This is a genomic window from Streptomyces sp. NRRL WC-3626, from assembly GCF_000718785.1.
In the GTDB taxonomy this organism is placed as follows: Bacteria; Actinomycetota; Actinomycetes; order Streptomycetales; family Streptomycetaceae; genus Streptomyces; species Streptomyces edwardsiae.
In genome coordinates this window covers 22,033-39,823 of sequence record NZ_JOCA01000004.1, presented here as the reverse complement: position 1 = coordinate 39,823, position 17,791 = coordinate 22,033, and the positions used below count along the sequence as shown (strand labels likewise).

Here is a 17,791-nt window from a genome sequence, read left to right as displayed (position 1 = left end):
GGTGTGGCGCGGTTGCGTGGAGCATGACAGCGGAGCCCTAAACAAGCAAGCATGCTTGCATGAATTTCGCGCCTGACCTCCGCCGCCTCCCGCCGGTGCGTCAGGCGAGAGGGTCGGGGGTGACCTGCCAGATGGTGACCAGCTCCGAGCGTGGCGTGACCATGTAGACGAAGAATCCGCCGGAGACGAACGCGTGCTTCGCTCCTTCGTCCGCTCCCTGGTACGCGGGCCCGTGGACGTGGAGCGCTTCCGCCGCCCTGACCAGCTCGTCGGCCACCTTCCCCACCTCGATGAGGAATTCCGGCGGAGCGCCGTCCGCGACGGTCTCCTCGTCGGGGACGTACTCCCAGCGCCAGGTCACTCCGCGTGCACCGCCTTGGCGGCGTCGCGGTACAGGGCACTCGCCGTGGCCAGATGCGCGCGCGCCTCGTCCGTCGTGGTGGCGATCCGGGCGAGATACTCGGCACGGTGGTAGGTCCGGGCCGTGAGCGGATGGCGCTCGATCTCCAGCAAAGCAGCCCAGTGGCTGAGGTAGGCGTGTACCGGCTTGAGCGAACCGTGCTCCACCGCTTCGGCGAGCGCCTGGTCCTTCGCCTGGTCGTACGCGGCCAGAAGGCCGGGAGCGACGACCGTGCAGGCAGCCCGGAGGGCGCCCGGGGTCCGCTCCGGGCGAGGGATCAGCGGACGATCGCCAACGGTCTCACTGTGCTGCACGCTCATGGCACTGTTCCCTTCGCGCCTCTGGGACGGGCCGGTCACGCGACGAGGCCGGTTGATTCGAGAGACGGGAGCGACTCTAGTCCTTACGCGCTCCGCCGTGCCCGCCGATCGTCGGGAGACAACCCCGCCCCCTTCACCTGTCCCCGCCCCACCTGCGTCCGCACCGCTCCCATGCTCGCCCCGATGACCAGGGCGATGGCCGCCGCCTGCATGGCGGTGAGGGCCTGGTCGAGGATGAGGAAGCCGGCCGCGGCCGCGAGGGCGGGTTCCAGGCTCATCATGACGGCGAAGGTGGAGGCGGGCAGGCGGCGCAGGGCGAGGAGTTCGAGGGTGTACGGGAGTACGGAGGACAGCACCGCGACCGCCGCGCCCAGGGCGAAGGTCGTCGGGTCGAGGAGTTTCGTGCCGGCCTCCACGATGCCCAGCGGCAGGAAGAGGACCGCCGAGACGGCCATGGCGAGGGCGAGCCCGTCCGCCTGCGGGAAGCGGCGCCCCGTACGGGCGCTGAAGACTATGTAGGCGGCCCACATGGCGCCGGCCCCCAGTGCGAAGACCACACCCAGTGGATCGAGGCCGCTGAAGCTCCCGCCGCCGAGGAGGAACACCCCGGCGAGGGCGAGTCCGGCCCACACCAGGTTGACCGCGCGCCGGGAGGCGAGGACGGACAGGACGAGCGGGCCGAGGACCTCCAGGGTGACGGCCAGGCCGAGCGGGATACGGGCGACGGACTGGTAGAAGAGGCCGTTCATCGCGGCCATGGTGATCCCGAAGACGACCACCGTGCCCCAGTCGGTGCGCGAGTGTCCGCGCAGCCGGGGCCGGCACAGCACCATCAGGACGAGCGCGGCCACCAGCAGTCGCAGTGTCACGACCCCGAGCGCGCCGGCCCGCGGCATGAGGGTCACCGCCAGCGCCCCGCCGAACTGCACGGAGACCCCGCCGGCGAGCACCAGCCCGACCGGCCCCAGGGAGCCCCGCCCGTCGGGGGCGGCGTGCCCCGTCCCGGATGCGGTGGGGGACGGGGTGGCGGTGGTGCTGGGCGTGGTCACGGGGCTTCCTGGGGACTCGGTGCGGGGAGGGGGCTCCTGCCGGGCTTCGTGCATCACAATGCACTGCCCGGTCCAGAGTACTAGCCTTCAGGGTGCGAAGGACAGGACCGTAACGCATCCATGTGCCTGACGATGGGCCCTCACCCCGCCCCGGTCAAACCGTTTCCGTCATACGGACCGTCCCGCTCGCGGGGTACGGGGAGCCGGCCGGCGGGTCGGGTAGTCGAGGTCCGGTACCTCGATGTCCAGTTCCCGCAGCCGGGCGGCCACCTCGGCCGGACTGCGGCCCGTGCGCGTCGCCACGGAGAGGACCTCGGCCGTGTCCGCGGACCGGGGATCGTCCGGCATGACCTCCAGCAGCACCAGGTCGTCCACCCGGAGCGCGGACGGCACGTCGGCGGCGTGGCCGAGCAGCCGCAGCCGTTCCGCGATCTGCCGCGGGTCCCGGCCGGTGATCCGCGCGGCACGCAGTACGTGCTTCCACGACGGGTCCGTCCCCCAGCGCAGCCACGGCCCCCGGGCGTCCAGGTTCTCGCTGAGCAGGACCATGTCCCCGTCCTCGAAACCGCCCGCGTCGGGCAGCTCCCGTTCCCCGTACCCGAGGGCCGCGCGGCGGGCGTTGACGTCCTGCGGGGTACGGCCGAGCACCTTCGCGAGGAGCAGTGTGTGTCCCAGGCCCTCCGACCCCCAGGGCCAGGGCGCGCGACCGTCACCGTTCGCGCTGCAGATCGCCTCGTCGTCGGGGTGCGGTGCCACCTCCGGCGTGTAACCGAGGGCGATCAGCCGCCGCGAGATGTCGTACGGGCTCACGTCCGCGCGGTGGGCGGCGCGCAGGATGTGGTACGCGGACACACCGGTCAGGGGGAGGAGGTCGCCGCCCGGCTTGGCATCCTCACTGATCATGACGAGGTCCGCGGGGTGCGGTGTGTCCGGCAGCCCGTCCGGCACGTCGTGGAATCCGAGTGCGCGCAGCCGTCGTACGATCCCGGCCGGACCGATGCCCTCGGCGTGGGCCCGCCGCACCACGAACGGGACCGGGACGGTCTCGTCCGGTGCCAGCCAGCCGGTGTCGGTCGCGATCAGGTCGGCGTCGCCCTCGGTGACGGAGTCCGGCAGCGGACCCTCCGGGAGGACGACGTCGGTGTAGCCCAGTTCGCGGTAGCGGACGGCGGCCTCCCGCGGGCCGGTGCCCGTGGCGGCCGCGGCCCGCACGAGACGGCCGTAGGGCACGGTGTCGCCGAGGACCGGCGTGCTCCCGTCTCCGCGTTCGCTGATGAGCAGGAGGTCGTCGTCGGTGAGACGCAGATCGGGTATCGCGGGCAGCCGGGAGTAGCCGAGTTCCGTCAGCCGGGCCAGGACCGACGCGGTGCTCGCGCCCCGGGCATGGGCGTTGTGGAGGATGTGCCCGACGGGCACGGGTTGTGTCCGGGAGAGCCAGTTCCCGGCGCCGGCGAGGGTCCGGCCGCTGATGAGCGGGCGGTCGCTCTCCGTCGTCCGGGCGGGGAGCTCCTCCTCGGGGACGGTGAAGCCGAGCGTCCGCAGACGCCGCGCGATCTCGGCGGGCGCCTTCCCGGTCGCGGCGCCGGCCGCGACGAGGTGGGGGAACCGGTCGGGGTCGTCCTGGGCGAGCCAGGTCCGCCCGCCACCGCCCCAGCCGTGCCCCAGGAGCTCGGTCTCCTCACCCGTCACCGAGTCGACCAGCGGGCCCTCGGGCAGCCGGTGGTGGCCGAGCCGGCCGAGGCGGGCGGCGACCTCGTTGGGGTCCCGGTCATGGGCCTGGGCGAAGCGCAGGACGTGGTGGAGCGGTACGGGCTCGTCCCCGGCGGGCAGCCAGGGTGCCTGCCCGTCCAGTTCCCGGCTGACCAGCAGTACGTCGTCGGCGGTGACCTCCGCGGCCCCGGGGTCGACCCGGTAGCCGAGCCGGCCGAGCCGCTCGCAGGCCGCCACGATCGCCGACGCCGCCTCCTGCGGCTTCTTCGGCATCTGGCGTTCGAGCGCCGCCAGGACGTGGACGAGCGGTACGGGGTCGTCGTCGGCGATCCAGCGCCCGCCTCCGTCCCGGCGTCGGGCCAGGTCCCGGTCGGCGTCCGTGATCTCGTCCGGGAAGCTGCCGGGGTCGGGGGCCGGGAAGTCCAGTTCGGCGAGCCGGGCGGCGACCACGGCGGGCGGCAACTCCAGGCGCCGGGCGACCGACAGGACGTGGCCCCTGAAGCTGTGGTCCTCGGGCGTGATCCAGGGCTGGAGGCCGTCGCCGTCACGGCTGATCATCATCGCGTCGTCGTCCGTGACGGAGGCCAGCTGCCCGGCCGGGGGAACCACGTACCCCAGCTCGGTGAGCCGGGCGGCGATCTCCTCGCGGTCGCCGTTGCGTCCCGCCGCGCGGATGAGGTGGCACAGCGTCACGGGTTCGGCGGGGTCCAGCCAGGGGGCCTGGTAGTTCAGTGCGCGGCTGACGATGCGCCGGTCGGTGTGGCTCAGGGAAGCGGGGTCGTTCGGCACGGTTGCCTTTCGGTGGGGAATCGGGAGGTTCACTCGGACACGGCGACGTAGCGGGTGTCGTCGTCCTCGTCCTCGTCGTCCTCGTCGCCGTGTCCGGTCAGGTCGACCCGTACGCCCGCCGGCTCGAGGGCGTCCCAGAGCCGCAGCATCATGGCGTCGCTCAGGTAGTGGTGGTGCAGGTCGAGGAAGCGCAGGTGGGTGAGCGGCTGCCCGCCCAGCAGTGCCTCGGCGCCCTCGTCGCCGAGCACGCCCATGGACAGCCGGAGGGATTCGAGCCGGGCCACGACCGGGGCCTGCGCCACGGCGGCCGCTATCTCGTCCTGGAACCGGCTGTTCTGCAGCCCCAGATGGAGCAGTGAGGGCAGCCGCTCACCGGTGAGGAACGGCTGGAGGTCCCCGAGCGTGGTGTCGCAGCCGTACCACTCGTCGCCCAGCCACAGCTCCAGATACTCGAGGTTCGGCAGCTCGGACGCGGCCACGTTGCGCGTGACCGAGGCGGGCAGCCCGCCGGTCTCGAGGCGCAGGGTGCGCAGACCCTCGTGACGGATGACGGGGAACCCGAGGCCGTTGCTGCCGCGCACACCGAGTTCCCGCAGGCCGGGGTACGCCTCCAGGACGGGGGCGACGTCGCACTGCTCCATCCAGGAGAGCTCGCTCTCCTCGAAGTGCACGTCACCGAGGAACAGCGCCTCGAGCCGGGGCAGCCGGTCGCGCAGCTCGACGAGCGCCTCGATCAGGTACTCGCCCATCCCGTCCGACCCGAACCACGGGGCGCCGAGGACGAGCGCGCGCACCTTCTCCAGCGGCACGTTCGCGACGAAGCGGTCCCAGTACACGTCCGTGTCCTCGTCGTCCTCCCGCTCGCCGACGCGGACGCACCATGCCACGGAGGCGGGGTCGTCCGGCAGGGGGCGGGGCGAGGACGCCTGGGGGAAGGTCAGGACCGGAAGCCCGTGGAAACGGTCCAGATGGTCGACGGAACGGGGATGGCGGGGCACATCGGCCAGCAACTCCATTGAATTCCTTGCGTGTTGCGACGATTGAAGTGCGACCGTTCTAGCAGCAGCCGGTGACACCGGCGCCGTGCGCGACGCGGGCGGCCGGTGTCCCGGGCATCTCGGCGGGTACCGTTTTTCGGGCAGCCCCCCTACCCGCCCCACCACACCCCCCGAGGTCCCGTGCGACGACTCCTGGTCCGTCTCTGGCGGCTCCTGCGCCCTGTGCAGAGCCGCATCATGTGGTTGCTCCACGCCAAGTTCGTGGTGGGCGTGACCGGTGTGGTCCGCGACGACGAGGGCCGGGTCCTGCTGCTCCGGCACCGGATGTGGCCACCCGGCCGCCAGTGGGGCCTGCCGAGCGGCTTCGCCCACAAGGGCGAGGACTTCCGGGCGACGGTGGTGCGCGAGGTCAAGGAGGAGACGAACCTCGACGTGGAGGTGGGCCGCCTGGTCATGCTGAACAGCGGCCTGCGCACCCGCGTGGAGGTGGCCTACGAGGCCCGCCTGCTCGGCGGCGACCTCCGCCTCGACCCCTTCGAGATCCTGGAAGCCCGCTGGTGCGACCCGTCCGACCTCCCGGAGGGCACCCAGCCGGTGTGCGGCCCCCTGATACGGGGCGAGACGACTCCCTGAGCGCGGACCGTCCGCGGGGCCGCACCGTGGAGTGTCACGTCTTTCCGGCTGTCCCCTCGGCCGGGTACGACGGGACGGCGCCGGCCGACGAGCACCGTCCCGCACATCCACTCGTCACGGGAGAGCGGCGTCCAGGACCTCCGCCAGGTGCCGGCCCCGGACGCCCGCCAGCTGTTCCAGCTGTGTCCGGCAGGAGAAGCCGTCGGCCAGGACGATCGCGTCGGACGGTGCTTCGCGTACCGCCGGGAGGAGCTGGTCCTCCGCGCAGGCCGCCGAGACCTCGTAGTGGCCGGCCTCGAAGCCGAAGTTGCCCGCCAGGCCGCAGCAGCCGCCCGCCAGTTCGCCGGTGAGGCCGGCCGCCGTACGGAGTCCGCGATCGGGCGCGTCACCCAGGACCGCGTGCTGGTGGCAGTGGGTCTGGCCGGTGACCGGACGGTTCAGGGACGGTGGGGTCCAGTCCGGGGCGTGCCGTTCCAGCACCTCCGCGAAGGTCAGGACCCGGGCGGCGAGCAGGGCCGCGCGCGGGTCGTCGTGGAGGAGTTCCGGGGCGTCCGTGCGCAGAGCGGCGGCGCAGCTCGGTTCGAGGACGACCAGGGGGGCGTCCGTGGCGAGCACCGGTTCCAGGAGGTCGAGCGTGCGGCGCAGGACCGTACGGGCACGGTCGAGCTGTCCCGTGGAGATGTACGTCAGGCCGCAGCAGACCCGGCCTCTGCGGGCCGTCAGCAGGGAGAGGGCCGAGCGGGTGCGGGCGTCACCCACGGGGCGGCTCCCCGGCCGCAGGGTGGGAGGCAGCGCGACCCGCAGACCCGCCGCCTCCAGGACCCGTACGGCCGCCCGGCCCACCGACGGCGACAGGTGCTCCGTGAAGGTGTCCGGCCAGAGGACCACCAGCCCGCCGTCGCCCGAGCGCCGTCCTCCCCGCCCTCGCCACCACCGCGTGAACGTCTCCCCCGCCACCCGGGGGATCTCCCGCTCCCCCGCGATCCCGCCGAGCCGTTTCGCCGCCCGCGCGAGCGGGCGCACCGAGGCGAGGGCGTTCACCGCCCCCGCGGTCCGCGTCCGCGCGACCCAGCCCAGCCACACCGGCAGCCACCCCATCGCATAGTGCGCGGCCGGCCGGCGGCGGCCTTCGTAGTGGTGGTGGAGGAACTCCGCCTTGTACGTGGCCATGTCGACCCCGACCGGACAGTCCGAGCGGCAGCCCTTGCAGGACAGGCACAGGTCGAGGGCGTCCCGTACCTCCGTGGACCGCCAGCCGTCGGTGATCAGCTCGCCCGCGAGCATCTCGTGCAGCAGGCGGGCGCGCCCGCGCGTGGAGTGCTCCTCCTCCCCCGTCGCGCGGAACGACGGGCACATCACCGCCGGCCCCGACACCGTCGTCGTACGGCACTTGGCGACGCCCACGCAGCGGCGTACCGCCGCCGGGAAGTCGCCGCCGTCGGCGGGGTAGCCGAAGACGACGTCGACCGGTTCCCGCGGGAGGACGGAGAAGCGGAGGTCCGTGTCCAGGGGGGCGGGGCGGACCAGCATGCCGGGGTTGAGGAGGTCGTCCGGGTCCCAGACGGCCTTCACGCGCTCGAAGAGGGCGACCGTCTCCGCCCCGTACATGCGCGGCAGCAGTTCCGCACGCGCCCGGCCGTCGCCGTGCTCCCCGGAGAGCGAGCCGCCGTGGGAGACGACCAGGTCGGCCAGGTCCTCCGAGAAGCGCCGGAAGCGGGCGACGCCGACGGTGGTCAGCAGGTCGAAGTCGAGGCGTACGTGGATGCAGCCGTCCCCGAAGTGCCCGTACGGGGTGCCGCGCAGGCCGTGTTCCGTCATCAGGGACCGGAAGTCGCGCAGATACGCGCCGAGGCGGGCGGGCGGCACCGCGCAGTCCTCCCAGCCGGGCCAGGCCTCCGTGCCGTCCGGCATGCGGGTCGCCGTACCGCTCGCGTCCTCCCGGACGCGCCACAGCGCGCGCTGCCGGGACGGGTCGGTGACCACCAGGGAGTCGACGACGTCCGCCGCGCGGACGATCGTCTCCGCACGCGCGCGTGCCTCCGCCTCCGTGTCCCCGCCGGTCTCCACGAACAGCCAGGCCCCGCCGCGCGGGAGGTCCGCGGCGGACGACACGGGCACCAGGTCCGCCGCCATGCCCTCCACCGTCAGCGGCCCCCACGGCAACAGGCCCGCCGCCGCCTGAGCCGCCCCGCTCTCGTCCGCGTACGCCAGCACGGCGAGCGCACGCGCGCGTGGTGCCGGTACGAGATCGACGACCGCCTCCGTGAGCACGCCCAGCGTGCCCTCCGAACCGCAGAGGCTGCGGGCGACGTCCGCGCCCCTCTCGGGCAGCAGGGCGTCCACCGCGTAGCCGGAGATACGGCGCGGCAGGTCCGGGAAACCCGTGCGCAGGCGGGCGAGTTCGCCGTCGACCAGGTCGCGGAGCCCGGCCGGGGCGCCCGCCCAGGCACGTCCCGGACGCAGCCGTTCCCCGCGCGGGGTCACGACCGACAGTTCGCGCACGCTGTCGGCCGTCGTGCCCCAGGCGACCGAGTGGGAACCGCAGGAGTTGTTGCCGATCATGCCGCCGAGGGTGCAGCGGCTGTGGGTGGAGGGGTCGGGGCCGAAGCGCAGGCCGTGCGGGGCGGCGGCCTCCTGGAGGCGGTCGAGGACCAGGCCCGGCTGGACGACGGCCGTGCGCGCCCCCGGGTCGAGGGACAGCAGACGGTTCATGTGCCGTGTGAAGTCGAGTACGACGCCGATACCGGTCGCCTGACCCGCGATGGACGTGCCGCCGCCGCGTGGCACCACGGGCACCCCGTGCGTCCGGCACACCGCCAGCGCGGCGGCGACGTCGTCGGCGTCCCGCGGGGCGACCACGCCGAGCGGCACCCGGCGGTAGTTGGAGGCGTCCATGGTGGTCAGAGCCCGTGCGGTCGTGCCGAAGTCGACCTCGCCGCGCACGGCCGCCCGCAGTCCGGCCAGCAGTTCCCGGTGATCCGTCATGGTCTCAGGATGCCTCCGGGGGGCCGGACGCGGCGGACGGCGCACCCCTCACGGTGCGTCCGGAGCGTTCCCGCGGCCCGTGCGGGATGTGTTCATTACCGAAATTCGAAGCGGAATCTTCCCAAGTCGATCACGAACTCTCATATAGTGACCGCGAGTTGCGCGCAGTTGTCGGACGGCGTTCGAAAAACAGACCCCGCATCAGGTCCGGCATCACCGCGCAACCGCCGAGGGCCGCCCGGACACGACGGCGCGCGCCCCCGGACCGACCGAGGATGACCGAGGACCCGACGAGGACCCTGATTGATGACCTCCCCCCTGCTCCCCGGCGACCGACCCACCCCCCGTAGCCTGTTGCCCGTTCCCCTGCTCACCGCGGCAGTCTCCGCGGCCGGGGTCCTCGCCGCCCTCCTTCTCGTCCCGGACGCGGCGATCGGCTCCGTCATCGTGGTCGGGGCGGCCGCCGCCGTACTGCTGTGCGCCGCCGCCGCGACGGCCGCCTACGCCGTACTGTCGGCGCGGGCGGCCCGGGCCCGGCTGGAATCCGTCACGCAGGACGTCGGCCGGCTGCTCCAGGAACGGTCGCGGCTGACGGAGGAGTCCCGCCGTCAGCACGAGCGGCTGACCGGTGAACTCACCCGGGAACGTGCCCGGTTGTCCACCGAGCTGGACCGGGAGCGGGCCCATCTCGCCGAGGCCCTGGCCGCCGAGCGCGACCGGCTGAACGAGGAACACGTCTCCGCGATCGCCCGGTTGACGCAGGAGCACGCCGACGAGTGCGCCCGGCTCACCGACGCGCACACCGCCGAACTGACCCGGGCCGCCGAGCGGCACGCCGAGGAGCTCCGCCGCGTCCTGGCCCAGCACGCCGACGACGCCGCGCGGCTGACGCTGCAGCACACCGCGGAACACGACCGGCTGGAGGACGAACGCGCCCGCCTCGCACAGGAGGAGGCACGGCTCGGCGCGGAGAACACGCGGCTGACCGTCCGGCTCCGCGAGGCCGACAGCGCCCGCGCCGCCGCGCTGGCGGCGACCGCCAACGCGGCCGGCCGGATGCAGGCCCTGTCCACCGGCATGCTCGCCGACCTGCGCGCGATGGAGGAGAAGCACCACGACGAGGAGGTCCTCGCCGACCTGCTCCACCTCGACCACCGCACCGCCCAGGCGGGCAGGCTCGCCGACTCCGTCGCCGTCCTCACCGGCGCCCGCTCCGGCCGCCGCTGGGCCCGGCCCATCGCCATGGAGTCGATCCTGCGCGGCGCCATGGGCCGGATCAGCGGCTACCAGCGGGTCCGCGTCCACTCCGCCAGCGACACCGCGGTCGCCGGGCACGCCGCCGAGGGCGTGATGCACGCCCTCGCCGAACTCCTCGACAACGCCGCGAACTTCTCGCCGCCGTCCGCCGAGGTCCATGTGTACGTGGAGGAGGTACCGGCCGGCGTCATCGTGTCCGTCGAGGACAGCGGGCTCGTCATGGGCGAGGCCCAGCTGCGCCGCGCCGAACGCGCGGTCTCCGGCGAGTCCGCCGAACTCGGCGGCCTCACCGGCACCCGGCTCGGCCTCGGCGTGGTCGGCCGGCTGGCCCGGCGGTACGGGCTCCGGGTGTCGTACCGTCCCTCGGCCCGCGGCGGCACGGGTGTGCTGATGCTCGTCCCGCAGGACATCCTCGTGACGCCGGACGCGCCGACGCCGTCGCCCTCCCCCGCTTCGGCGGGCATGCCGTCCGTGCCGGCCAGTCCCGCCGCCCTCGTCGAAGCCGAGGCCGCCGCCGCACTCCCCCGCCGCGGGGACGACGGCCGCACGGAGACCGGCCGCACGCGGACCGGCCGTCCCGAGCCGGAGACCGGCCACGTCACCGCGCGCGGCGACGCCGGCCAGGCCCCCGCGGACGGGGTGACCTGCCCCGGGAGCGCCCTCTCGTACGCCGCCTCCCGCGCCGGCGCCGACCTCGACCCCGACCCGGTGCCGACCCACGAGTCCGCCGGCCGGGACTCCGACGCGCCCCCGCTCGTACTGCCCCGCCGCAGCCGGGGCCGGACCCTCGCCGAAGCGGAGCGCACGCGCCCCAGCGGCCGTACCGGCACGCCCCGGCCGGCCCCGACGGCCGAGGAGACCAAGGCGCGCACCGCCCGCTTCAGCAGCTTCCGCCAGGCCGTCCGTCCGCCGACCCCCGACGACACGGCCGACCCGGACAGCGGCACCACCCCCGAACCGACCCCCGAGACACAGCCCACCCCCACGACCCCGGAAGGCGACACCACCTCATGACCGGCACGACGACCGCCGACGAGAAGCTGACCTGGCTGATAGAGGGCCTGCTGGAGCGCACGCCCGGCGCGCGGCACGCGCTCGTGCTGTCCAGGGACGGCCTGAAACTGTGCCGTACCCCGGAACTCTCCGCCGACCAGGCGGACCAGCTCGCCGCGATCGCCGCCGGCATCCAGTCGCTGTCGCACGGCGCGTCCGTCGAGTTCGGCGACGGCAGCGGCGGCGTGCGCTCGGCGATGACCGAGTTCTACGGCGGTGTGCTGTTCATCGTGGAGGCCGGCGAGGGCGCGCACCTGGCCGTCGTCACCGCCGAGGACGCGGACGCCGGACTCATCGGGCACAACATGAGCGAGCTCGTGGAGCAGATCGGTGAGCACCTGACCGCGCAGCCGCGCACCTCATGAGCAGGCCCGGCAGGGACGACGCCCCGGACCGGCTCTACACCCTCACCGGAGGGCGCAGCCGGTCCGGCCCCGACAACCCCTTCGACCTGGTGACGCTCGTCGTCGCCGAATGCGATCCGGTGCCCGGCATGCAGTCCGAGCACGCGGCGATCCTGCGGCTGACCGAACGCCCCACGGCGGTCGTGGAGATCGCCGCCGTGCTGAAGCTGCCCGTGAGCATCACCCGGATCCTGCTCTGCGACCTGCAGGCGGCGGGCCGGGTCAGTGCCCGTCACCCCCGCAAGGCCGCCGTACCCGACCCCGACATCCTGGAGCAGGTGCTCGTTGGACTCCGCAACCTCTGAGACGCGTACGCCGCTGGGCGCGTCGGCCGACAACGGCCTCAAGATCGTGGTCGTGGGCGGCTTCGGCGCCGGCAAGACGACGATGGTCCGCTCGGTCAGCGAGATCCGTCCCCTCAACACCGAGGAGACGATGACCCAGGCCGGGGAGGCCGTGGACGACACCAGTGGGGTGAGCGGCAAGACCGCGACCACCGTCGCCTTCGACTTCGGCCGCATCACCCTCGACACGCGCAATGTGCTGTACCTGTTCGGGGCGCCCGGCCAGGAGCGCTTCTGGTTCCTGTGGGACCGGCTGTTCTCCGGCACGCTCGGCGCGGTCGTCCTGGTCGACACGCGGCGCATCGACGACTCCTGGTACGCCATCGACCGGCTGGAGAAGCACGGCACGCCGTTCATCGTGGCGTGCAACGACTTCGGCGGCGACACCTTCACCCCCCAGCAGATCCGCGAGGCCCTCGACCTCGATCCGCATGTACCGCTGGTCAACTGCGACGCGCGGTCCCGGGAGTCCAGCAAGATCGTGCTGATCACGCTGGTGGAGCACATCCAGGCCCTGTACGCCGACCCGGCCCGAGCACCCCGTCAGGAGCTGGTGTGAGTCCCGCCTCCGTCCCCAACGCCGTCCCGCTCAGCGGACTCGTCCTCCAGGACGACCCCGCGCGCGTGTACCGGGAGATGCGCCGCGAACACGGCAGTGTCGTCCCGGTGCTGCTGGACGGCGACGCCCCGGCGTGGCTGGTGCTCGGCTACCGCGAACTGCACCAGGTCACCGGCGACCCGGTGCTGTTCAGCCGCGACTCCGACCTGTGGAACCAGTGGGACAGCATCCCCGACGACTGGCCGCTGCTGCCGATGATCGGCCGTAAGCAGCCGTCGATCCTCTACACCGTCGGCGAGCGGCACCGCGAGCGGGCCGGAATGCTGGTGGCCGCGCTGGAGGCCGTCGACCCGTACGAACTGCGCGGTTACGCCGAGAAGTTCGCGGACGAGCTGATCGACGGGATCTGCCCGCAGGGCAGCGCCGATCTGATCGCCGAGTTCGCGATGCTGCTGCCGGTGCGGGTGCTGGCCCGTATCTTCGGCTTCTCGGACGAGGAGGGGCCGGGCCTGGTCACCGCCCTCAACGACATGATCGACGGCCGGGACCGGGCGATCTCCGGCCAGACCCATCTGTTCACGTCGATGACGGAGCTGGTTGCCTCCCGCAAGGGCGCGCCCGCCGACGACGTGGCGTCCAGGATGCTCGCCGACACCTCGGGCTTCACCGAGGAGGAGATCGTCCAGGACATGATGGTGATGCTGGCGGCCGGCCATCAGCCGACCGCCGACTGGATCGGCAACTCCCTGCATCTGATGCTCACCGACAGCCGGTTCGCGGCCTCCCTGTTCGGCGGCCGCAACAGCATCGCCGAGGCGATGAACGAGGTGCTGTGGGAGGACACGCCGTCCCAGGTCATCGCCGGCCGCTGGGCGTCCCGCGACACCCAGCTCGGCGGGCGCAGGGTCCGCGCCGGGGACATGCTGCTGCTCGGTCTGCAGGGCGCCAACTCCGACCCCCAGGTGCGTACCGACGGCTCGGCGCTGACCGGCGGCAACGGCGCCCACTTCTCCTTCGGCCACGGGGAGCACCGCTGCCCGTTCCCGGCGCAGGAGATCGCCGAGGTGATCGCCCGGACCGGCATCGAGGTCGTACTGGACCGGCTGCCGGACATCGACCTCGCGGTGCCGGCCGCGGACCTGACCCGCCGCCCGTCGCCGTGGCTGCGCGGACTGTCCGAACTCACGGTCACGTTCACACCCACTCCCGCCCTTGGAGGCTCGCTCGCATGACGGCTGGTACGGACACCACCACGACCGACACCGAACAGACCCGTATCCCGCTCGACCCCTTCGTCTCCGACCTGGAGGCGGAGAGCGCCGCGCTGCGGGCGGCCGGGCCGCTGGCCGCGGTGACGCTGCCGGGTGATGTGCCGGTGTGGGCGGTGACGCATCACGCCGAGGCGAAGAAGCTGCTCACCGACCCGCGGCTGGTGAAGGACATCAACGTGTGGACGGCCTGGCAGCGCGGGGAGATCGCCCCCGACTGGCCGCTGATCGGGCTGGCCAACCCGCCCCGTTCCATGCTCACCGTGGACGGTTCCGACCACCGCCGGCTGCGCACCCTGGTCGCGCAGGCGCTCACCCCGCGGCGGGTGGAGCGGATGCGGGAGCGGATCACGGAGCTGACCGAGGGCCTCCTCGACCAGGTGGCCGCCGAGCCGGGCGACACGGTCGACCTGAAGGCGCTGTTCGCCTACCCGCTGCCGATGTACGTCGTCGCCGACCTGATGGGGCTGGCGGAGGAGCGGCTGCCGCGGCTGAAGGAGCTGTTCGAGAAGTTCTTCTCGACGCAGACCCCGCCGGAGGAGGTCATCGCGACGCTGACCGAGCTGGCCGGGATCATGGCCGAGACGGTCGCGCACAAGCGGGAGCACCCGGGCGACGACCTGACCTCGGCGCTGATCCAGGCGTCGGAGGACGGCGACCGCCTCACCGACCAGGAGATCGTCGCGACGCTGCAGCTGATGGTCGCGGCCGGCCACGAGACGACGATCTCCCTCATCGTCAACGCGGTGGTCAACCTCTCCCTCCACCCCGAGCAGCGCGACCTCGTGCTGTCCGGCGCGACGGACTGGTCGGCGGTGGTCGAGGAGACGCTGCGGTACGCCACGCCGACCTCGCACGTGCTGATCCGGTTCGCCACGGAGGACATACCGGTGGGCGACAAGGTCCTGCCGGCCGGGGACGCGCTGATCGTGTCGTACGGCGCGATCGGCCGCGACGAGCAGGCGCACGGGCCGTCGGCGGGCGTCTTCGACATCACCCGTGAGATCTCCCAGCGGCACATCTCCTTCGGCCACGGCCCGCACGTGTGCCCGGGGGCGGCCCTGTCCCGCCTGGAGGCGAGTGTGGCCCTGCCGGCCCTGTACGCCCGCTTCCCGAAGCTGGACCTGGCGGTCCCGTCGGCGGAGCTGCGCAACAAGCCGGTGGTCACCCAGAACGACCTGTACGAGCTGCCGGTGCGGCTCGGCGGGTGAGCGACGCGGGTGGCGGACGAACCACCCCCCGGTCCGTCCGCCACCCGCCCCTCCTCCTGTCCCTCCCCCATTCCCACCTCCGGTTCTTTTTCCGTCTCAGCGGACGGACGATGTTGCGCCGGGGTTTCGCTCAGCCGCTAGGCTCCGTTCGTGGCTGATATCCAGATTCCCGCTGACATCAAGCCCGCCGACGGACGTTTCGGCGCGGGTCCCTCCAAGGTACGGACGGAGGCGCTGGACGCCCTGGCCGCGACCGGCACGTCCCTGCTCGGCACCTCCCACCGCCAGGCCCCGGTGAAGAACCTGGTCGGCACGGTGCGCGAGGGCATCCGTGAGCTGTTCCGGCTTCCCGACGGCTACGAGGTGGTCCTCGGCAACGGCGGCTCCACCGCGTTCTGGGACGTCGCGACCCACGGACTGATCGAGAACAAGTCGCAGCACCTCAACTTCGGCGAGTTCAGCTCCAAGTTCGCCAAGGCCGCGAAGCTCGCCCCGTGGCTCGCCGAGCCCACCGTCGTCGCCTCCGACCCGGGCACGCACCCGGAGGCGGTCGCCGAAGCCGGCGTGGACGTCTACGCGTTCACCCACAACGAGACCTCCACCGGCGTCGCCATGCCGATCCGGCGCGTCGCCGGCGCCGACGAGGGCTCCCTCGTCCTGGTCGACGCCACCTCCGGCGCGGGCGGCCTCCCGGTCGACATCGCCGAGACGGACGTCTACTACTTCGCCCCGCAGAAGTCCTTCGCCTCCGACGGCGGCCTGTGGATCGGCGTGTTCTCCCCGGCCGCGATCGAGCGCGCCGAGCGGATCCACGCGTCCGGCCGCCATGTCCCGGAGTTCTTCAGCCTGCCCACGGCGATCGACAACTCCCGCAAGAACCAGACGTACAACACCCCGGCGCTGGCCACCCTGTTCCTCCTCAACGAGCAGCTGGAGTGGATCAACGGCCAGGGCGGACTCGCCTGGTCCACGGCCCGTACGAAGGACTCCTCGTCCCGCCTGTACACCTGGGCGGACGAGTCCAAGTACGCCACCCCGTTCGTCACGGACCCGGCGAAGCGCTCCCAGGTCATCGGCACGATCGACTTCTCGGACGAGATCGACGCCGCCGCCGTCGCCAAGGCCCTGCGCGCCAACGGCATCGTGGACACCGAGCCGTACCGCAAGCTGGGCCGCAACCAGCTCCGCGTCGCCATGTTCCCGGCGATCGACCCGGCGGACGTCGAGGCCCTGACGAAGTGCGTCGACTACGTCATCGAACAGCTGTAGGCACATCCCGCACGATGCGCGAAGGGCGCCCGGTGGATGGTTCACCGGGCGCCCTTCGCGGCGTCGGGTCAGCCGGCGTGCACCGGGACCTCGGCGGTTTCCCGCGGCGTCGGCGTGGGGCGGGTGCCGCGGAGCATGGTCGCGGCGACCAGCGCCCCGGCGACCAGGGTGACGGCCGTGGCGAGGAACACCGCGGAGTAGCCGTCGGTGAGGACGGCCGCCCGGTCGCCGCCGGCCGCGGCGGACCGTTCGGCGGCACTGAGGTAGACCGTGGTGAACACCGACAGGCCCACGCAGCCGCCGATCTGCATGGCGGAGTTGACCAGCGCCGATGCCGCGCCCGCGTCGTGGGGGCGGACGCCGGTGAGAGCGACGTTCTGGACCGGGATGATCACGAACGCGATTCCGGCGCCCACCACCACCAGGCCGCCGAAGACCTGGGTCCAGTAGCTGCCGTCGGGGGTGACGAAGCTCAGCCACAGCATCCCGGCCGCGGCGATCAACGGCCCGCCGGTCAACAGCACACGGGGGCCCCACAGCGGCAGCAGCCTGGCGGCCACGGGTGCGGTGACCATGGTGGCGAAGGTCATCGCGAGGGCGGCGAGGCCGGCCGGCAGCGGAGAGAGCCCGAGCACGAGCTGAAGGTGGAACATCAGGTAGAGCGTCATCCCGATGAAGACGGCGCCGATGGCCGCCTGGATCAGGAACGCTCCGGCGCGGACCCGGTCGCGCACGATCCGCAACGGCAGCAGCGGCTGCGCGACGCGGGACTCGATCCGCACGAACACCGCGAGCAGCACCAGACCGGCGGCGAGGAAGCCGATGGTGTCCGGCTCGGTCCACCCGGACTCGGCCAGGGTGAACCCGTAGACCAGGGCGGCCAGTCCGAGGGTGACGGTCAGGGTGCCCGGGATGTCGTACGCGTCGTCCCCGTCGACCCGGCTCTCCGACACGCACAGCAGCGCGCCGACCAGGCCGACGACGGCGAAGACGATGTTGACCAGCAGGCACCACCGCCAGTCGGCGTACTCGGTCAGGACACCGCCCAGCGCCAGGCCCACCGCGGCGCCGGTGCCGGCGACGGTGCCGAAGACCGCGAACGCCGTCCCCCGCTCGCGCCCGGCCGGGAACGTGACCGTCAGCAGCGCGAGCGCCGCGGGCGCCAGCAGTGCCGCGAACACGCCCTGCAGACCGCGCGCCGCGATCAGTTCGGTTCCGCTCTGCGCGAGACCGCCCCATACGGAGGCGGCGCCGAACCCGAGCATCCCGACCATGTAGCTGCGCTTGCGGCCCCAGTAGTCGGCGACGCGTCCGCCCAGCAACAGCAGCGCGCCGAACGTCAGGACGTAGGCGGTGACGACCCACTGCCGCTCGGTGTCGCTCAGCCCCAGTTCGTGCTGGGCCTGGGGCAGGGCCACGTTGACGATCGTCGCGTCGAGCACGACCACCAGCTGCGTCAGCGCGATCACCGCGAGCGCCCACCACCGGCGGGGGTCGGGAGCTGCGGGTGAGGACGGCAGGCCGGACATGAGGAAACCTCCG

The 17,791-nt window shown here is 73.0% G+C and carries 15 protein-coding genes; 8 read left to right on the top strand and 7 right to left on the bottom strand.

Going from position 1 to position 17,791, the window contains the following annotated elements; all coding sequences use genetic code 11:
- Positions 1 to 100: 100 nt before the first annotated feature.
- The 5 genes from IF28_RS0107900 to IF28_RS0107880 form a co-directional block, all read right to left on the bottom strand.
- The gene (locus tag IF28_RS0107900) at positions 101 to 361 is read right to left on the bottom strand and encodes a hypothetical protein (protein WP_030215962.1); all 261 of its coding nucleotides are present in this window, start codon (positions 359 to 361) and stop codon (positions 101 to 103) included.
- A complete protein-coding gene (locus IF28_RS0107895) occupies positions 358 to 720 on the bottom strand; it encodes a DUF6247 family protein (protein ID WP_030215960.1) in 363 nt (120 codons plus the stop codon). Before IF28_RS0107895 ends, IF28_RS0107900 begins: the two co-directional genes overlap by 4 nt.
- An 83-nt stretch (positions 721 to 803) precedes the next feature.
- Positions 804 to 1,769: an EamA family transporter gene (locus tag IF28_RS0107890; protein ID WP_030215957.1), complete on the bottom strand. Its 966-nt coding sequence runs from the start codon at positions 1,767 to 1,769 to the stop codon at positions 804 to 806.
- Between the two features lie 168 nt (positions 1,770 to 1,937).
- The gene (locus IF28_RS0107885; RefSeq protein ID WP_030215955.1) at positions 1,938 to 4,268 is read right to left on the bottom strand and encodes a hypothetical protein; all 2,331 of its coding nucleotides are present in this window, start codon (positions 4,266 to 4,268) and stop codon (positions 1,938 to 1,940) included.
- 29 nt (positions 4,269 to 4,297) lie between these two features.
- Positions 4,298 to 5,284: an STM4015 family protein gene (locus tag IF28_RS0107880; RefSeq protein ID WP_051713674.1), complete on the bottom strand. Its 987-nt coding sequence runs from the start codon at positions 5,282 to 5,284 to the stop codon at positions 4,298 to 4,300.
- A gap of 162 nt (positions 5,285 to 5,446) precedes the next feature.
- On the opposite strand from IF28_RS0107880, the gene IF28_RS0107875 reads away from it, so the two are divergent.
- The gene (locus IF28_RS0107875; RefSeq protein WP_030215946.1) at positions 5,447 to 5,899 is read left to right on the top strand and encodes an NUDIX hydrolase; all 453 of its coding nucleotides are present in this window, start codon (positions 5,447 to 5,449) and stop codon (positions 5,897 to 5,899) included.
- 114 nt (positions 5,900 to 6,013) lie between these two features.
- Here IF28_RS0107875 and IF28_RS0107870 read toward each other — a convergent pair whose 3' ends face one another.
- Complete coding sequence (locus IF28_RS0107870; RefSeq protein WP_030215943.1) at positions 6,014 to 8,884, bottom strand: FAD-binding and (Fe-S)-binding domain-containing protein; 2,871 nt, start codon at positions 8,882 to 8,884, stop codon at positions 6,014 to 6,016.
- 306 nt (positions 8,885 to 9,190) lie between these two features.
- Here IF28_RS0107870 and IF28_RS0107865 point away from each other — a divergent pair, with 306 nt between their 5' ends.
- From IF28_RS0107865 to serC, 7 genes are all read left to right on the top strand, one after another.
- Complete coding sequence (locus tag IF28_RS0107865) at positions 9,191 to 11,155, top strand: sensor histidine kinase (RefSeq protein WP_030215941.1); 1,965 nt, start codon at positions 9,191 to 9,193, stop codon at positions 11,153 to 11,155.
- Complete coding sequence (locus IF28_RS0107860; RefSeq protein WP_030215939.1) at positions 11,152 to 11,559, top strand: roadblock/LC7 domain-containing protein; 408 nt, start codon at positions 11,152 to 11,154, stop codon at positions 11,557 to 11,559. The genes IF28_RS0107865 and IF28_RS0107860 overlap by 4 nt, the downstream gene beginning before the upstream one ends.
- Positions 11,556 to 11,903, top strand: coding sequence for a DUF742 domain-containing protein (locus IF28_RS0107855; RefSeq protein ID WP_030215938.1), 348 nt, complete (start codon positions 11,556 to 11,558; stop codon positions 11,901 to 11,903). Before IF28_RS0107860 ends, IF28_RS0107855 begins: the two co-directional genes overlap by 4 nt.
- Positions 11,884 to 12,501, top strand: coding sequence for a GTP-binding protein (locus IF28_RS0107850; protein WP_030215937.1), 618 nt, complete (start codon positions 11,884 to 11,886; stop codon positions 12,499 to 12,501). Before IF28_RS0107855 ends, IF28_RS0107850 begins: the two co-directional genes overlap by 20 nt.
- Entirely contained in the window at positions 12,498 to 13,733 is a 1,236-nt protein-coding gene (locus tag IF28_RS0107845; RefSeq protein WP_030215935.1) for a cytochrome P450, read from the top strand. Before IF28_RS0107850 ends, IF28_RS0107845 begins: the two co-directional genes overlap by 4 nt.
- On the top strand, positions 13,730 to 14,980 hold the full coding sequence (locus IF28_RS0107840) for a cytochrome P450 family protein (RefSeq protein ID WP_030215934.1): 1,251 nt from the start codon (positions 13,730 to 13,732) through the stop codon (positions 14,978 to 14,980). Before IF28_RS0107845 ends, IF28_RS0107840 begins: the two co-directional genes overlap by 4 nt.
- 150 nt (positions 14,981 to 15,130) lie before the next feature.
- Positions 15,131 to 16,249 carry a phosphoserine transaminase gene (gene serC, locus IF28_RS0107835; RefSeq protein ID WP_030215933.1) on the top strand — a complete coding sequence of 373 codons (1,119 nt, stop codon included), beginning with the start codon at positions 15,131 to 15,133 and terminating at the stop codon, positions 16,247 to 16,249.
- Positions 16,250 to 16,317: 68 nt separating this feature from the next.
- Here the strand turns inward: serC and IF28_RS0107830 are convergent, their stop codons facing one another.
- A complete protein-coding gene (locus IF28_RS0107830; protein WP_234325023.1) occupies positions 16,318 to 17,778 on the bottom strand; it encodes an MFS transporter in 1,461 nt (486 codons plus the stop codon).
- Positions 17,779 to 17,791 lie beyond the last annotated feature (13 nt).

Bases quoted from the DNA above. Each gene is read 5' to 3' on its own strand.
- IF28_RS0107855 (WP_030215938.1), top strand. From the start codon at position 11,556: ATGAGCAGGCCCGGCAGGGACGACGCCCCGGACCGGCTCTACACCCTC.
- IF28_RS0107895 (WP_030215960.1), bottom strand. From the start codon at position 720: ATGAGCGTGCAGCACAGTGAGACCGTTGGCGATCGTCCGCTGATCCCT.
- IF28_RS0107870 (WP_030215943.1), bottom strand. From the start codon at position 8,884: ATGACGGATCACCGGGAACTGCTGGCCGGACTGCGGGCGGCCGTGCGC.
- IF28_RS0107880 (WP_051713674.1), bottom strand. From the start codon at position 5,284: ATGGAGTTGCTGGCCGATGTGCCCCGCCATCCCCGTTCCGTCGACCAT.
- IF28_RS0107865 (WP_030215941.1), top strand. From the start codon at position 9,191: ATGACCTCCCCCCTGCTCCCCGGCGACCGACCCACCCCCCGTAGCCTG.
- IF28_RS0107840 (WP_030215934.1), top strand. From the start codon at position 13,730: ATGACGGCTGGTACGGACACCACCACGACCGACACCGAACAGACCCGT.
- IF28_RS0107830 (WP_234325023.1), bottom strand. From the start codon at position 17,778: ATGTCCGGCCTGCCGTCCTCACCCGCAGCTCCCGACCCCCGCCGGTGG.
- IF28_RS0107860 (WP_030215939.1), top strand. From the start codon at position 11,152: ATGACCGGCACGACGACCGCCGACGAGAAGCTGACCTGGCTGATAGAG.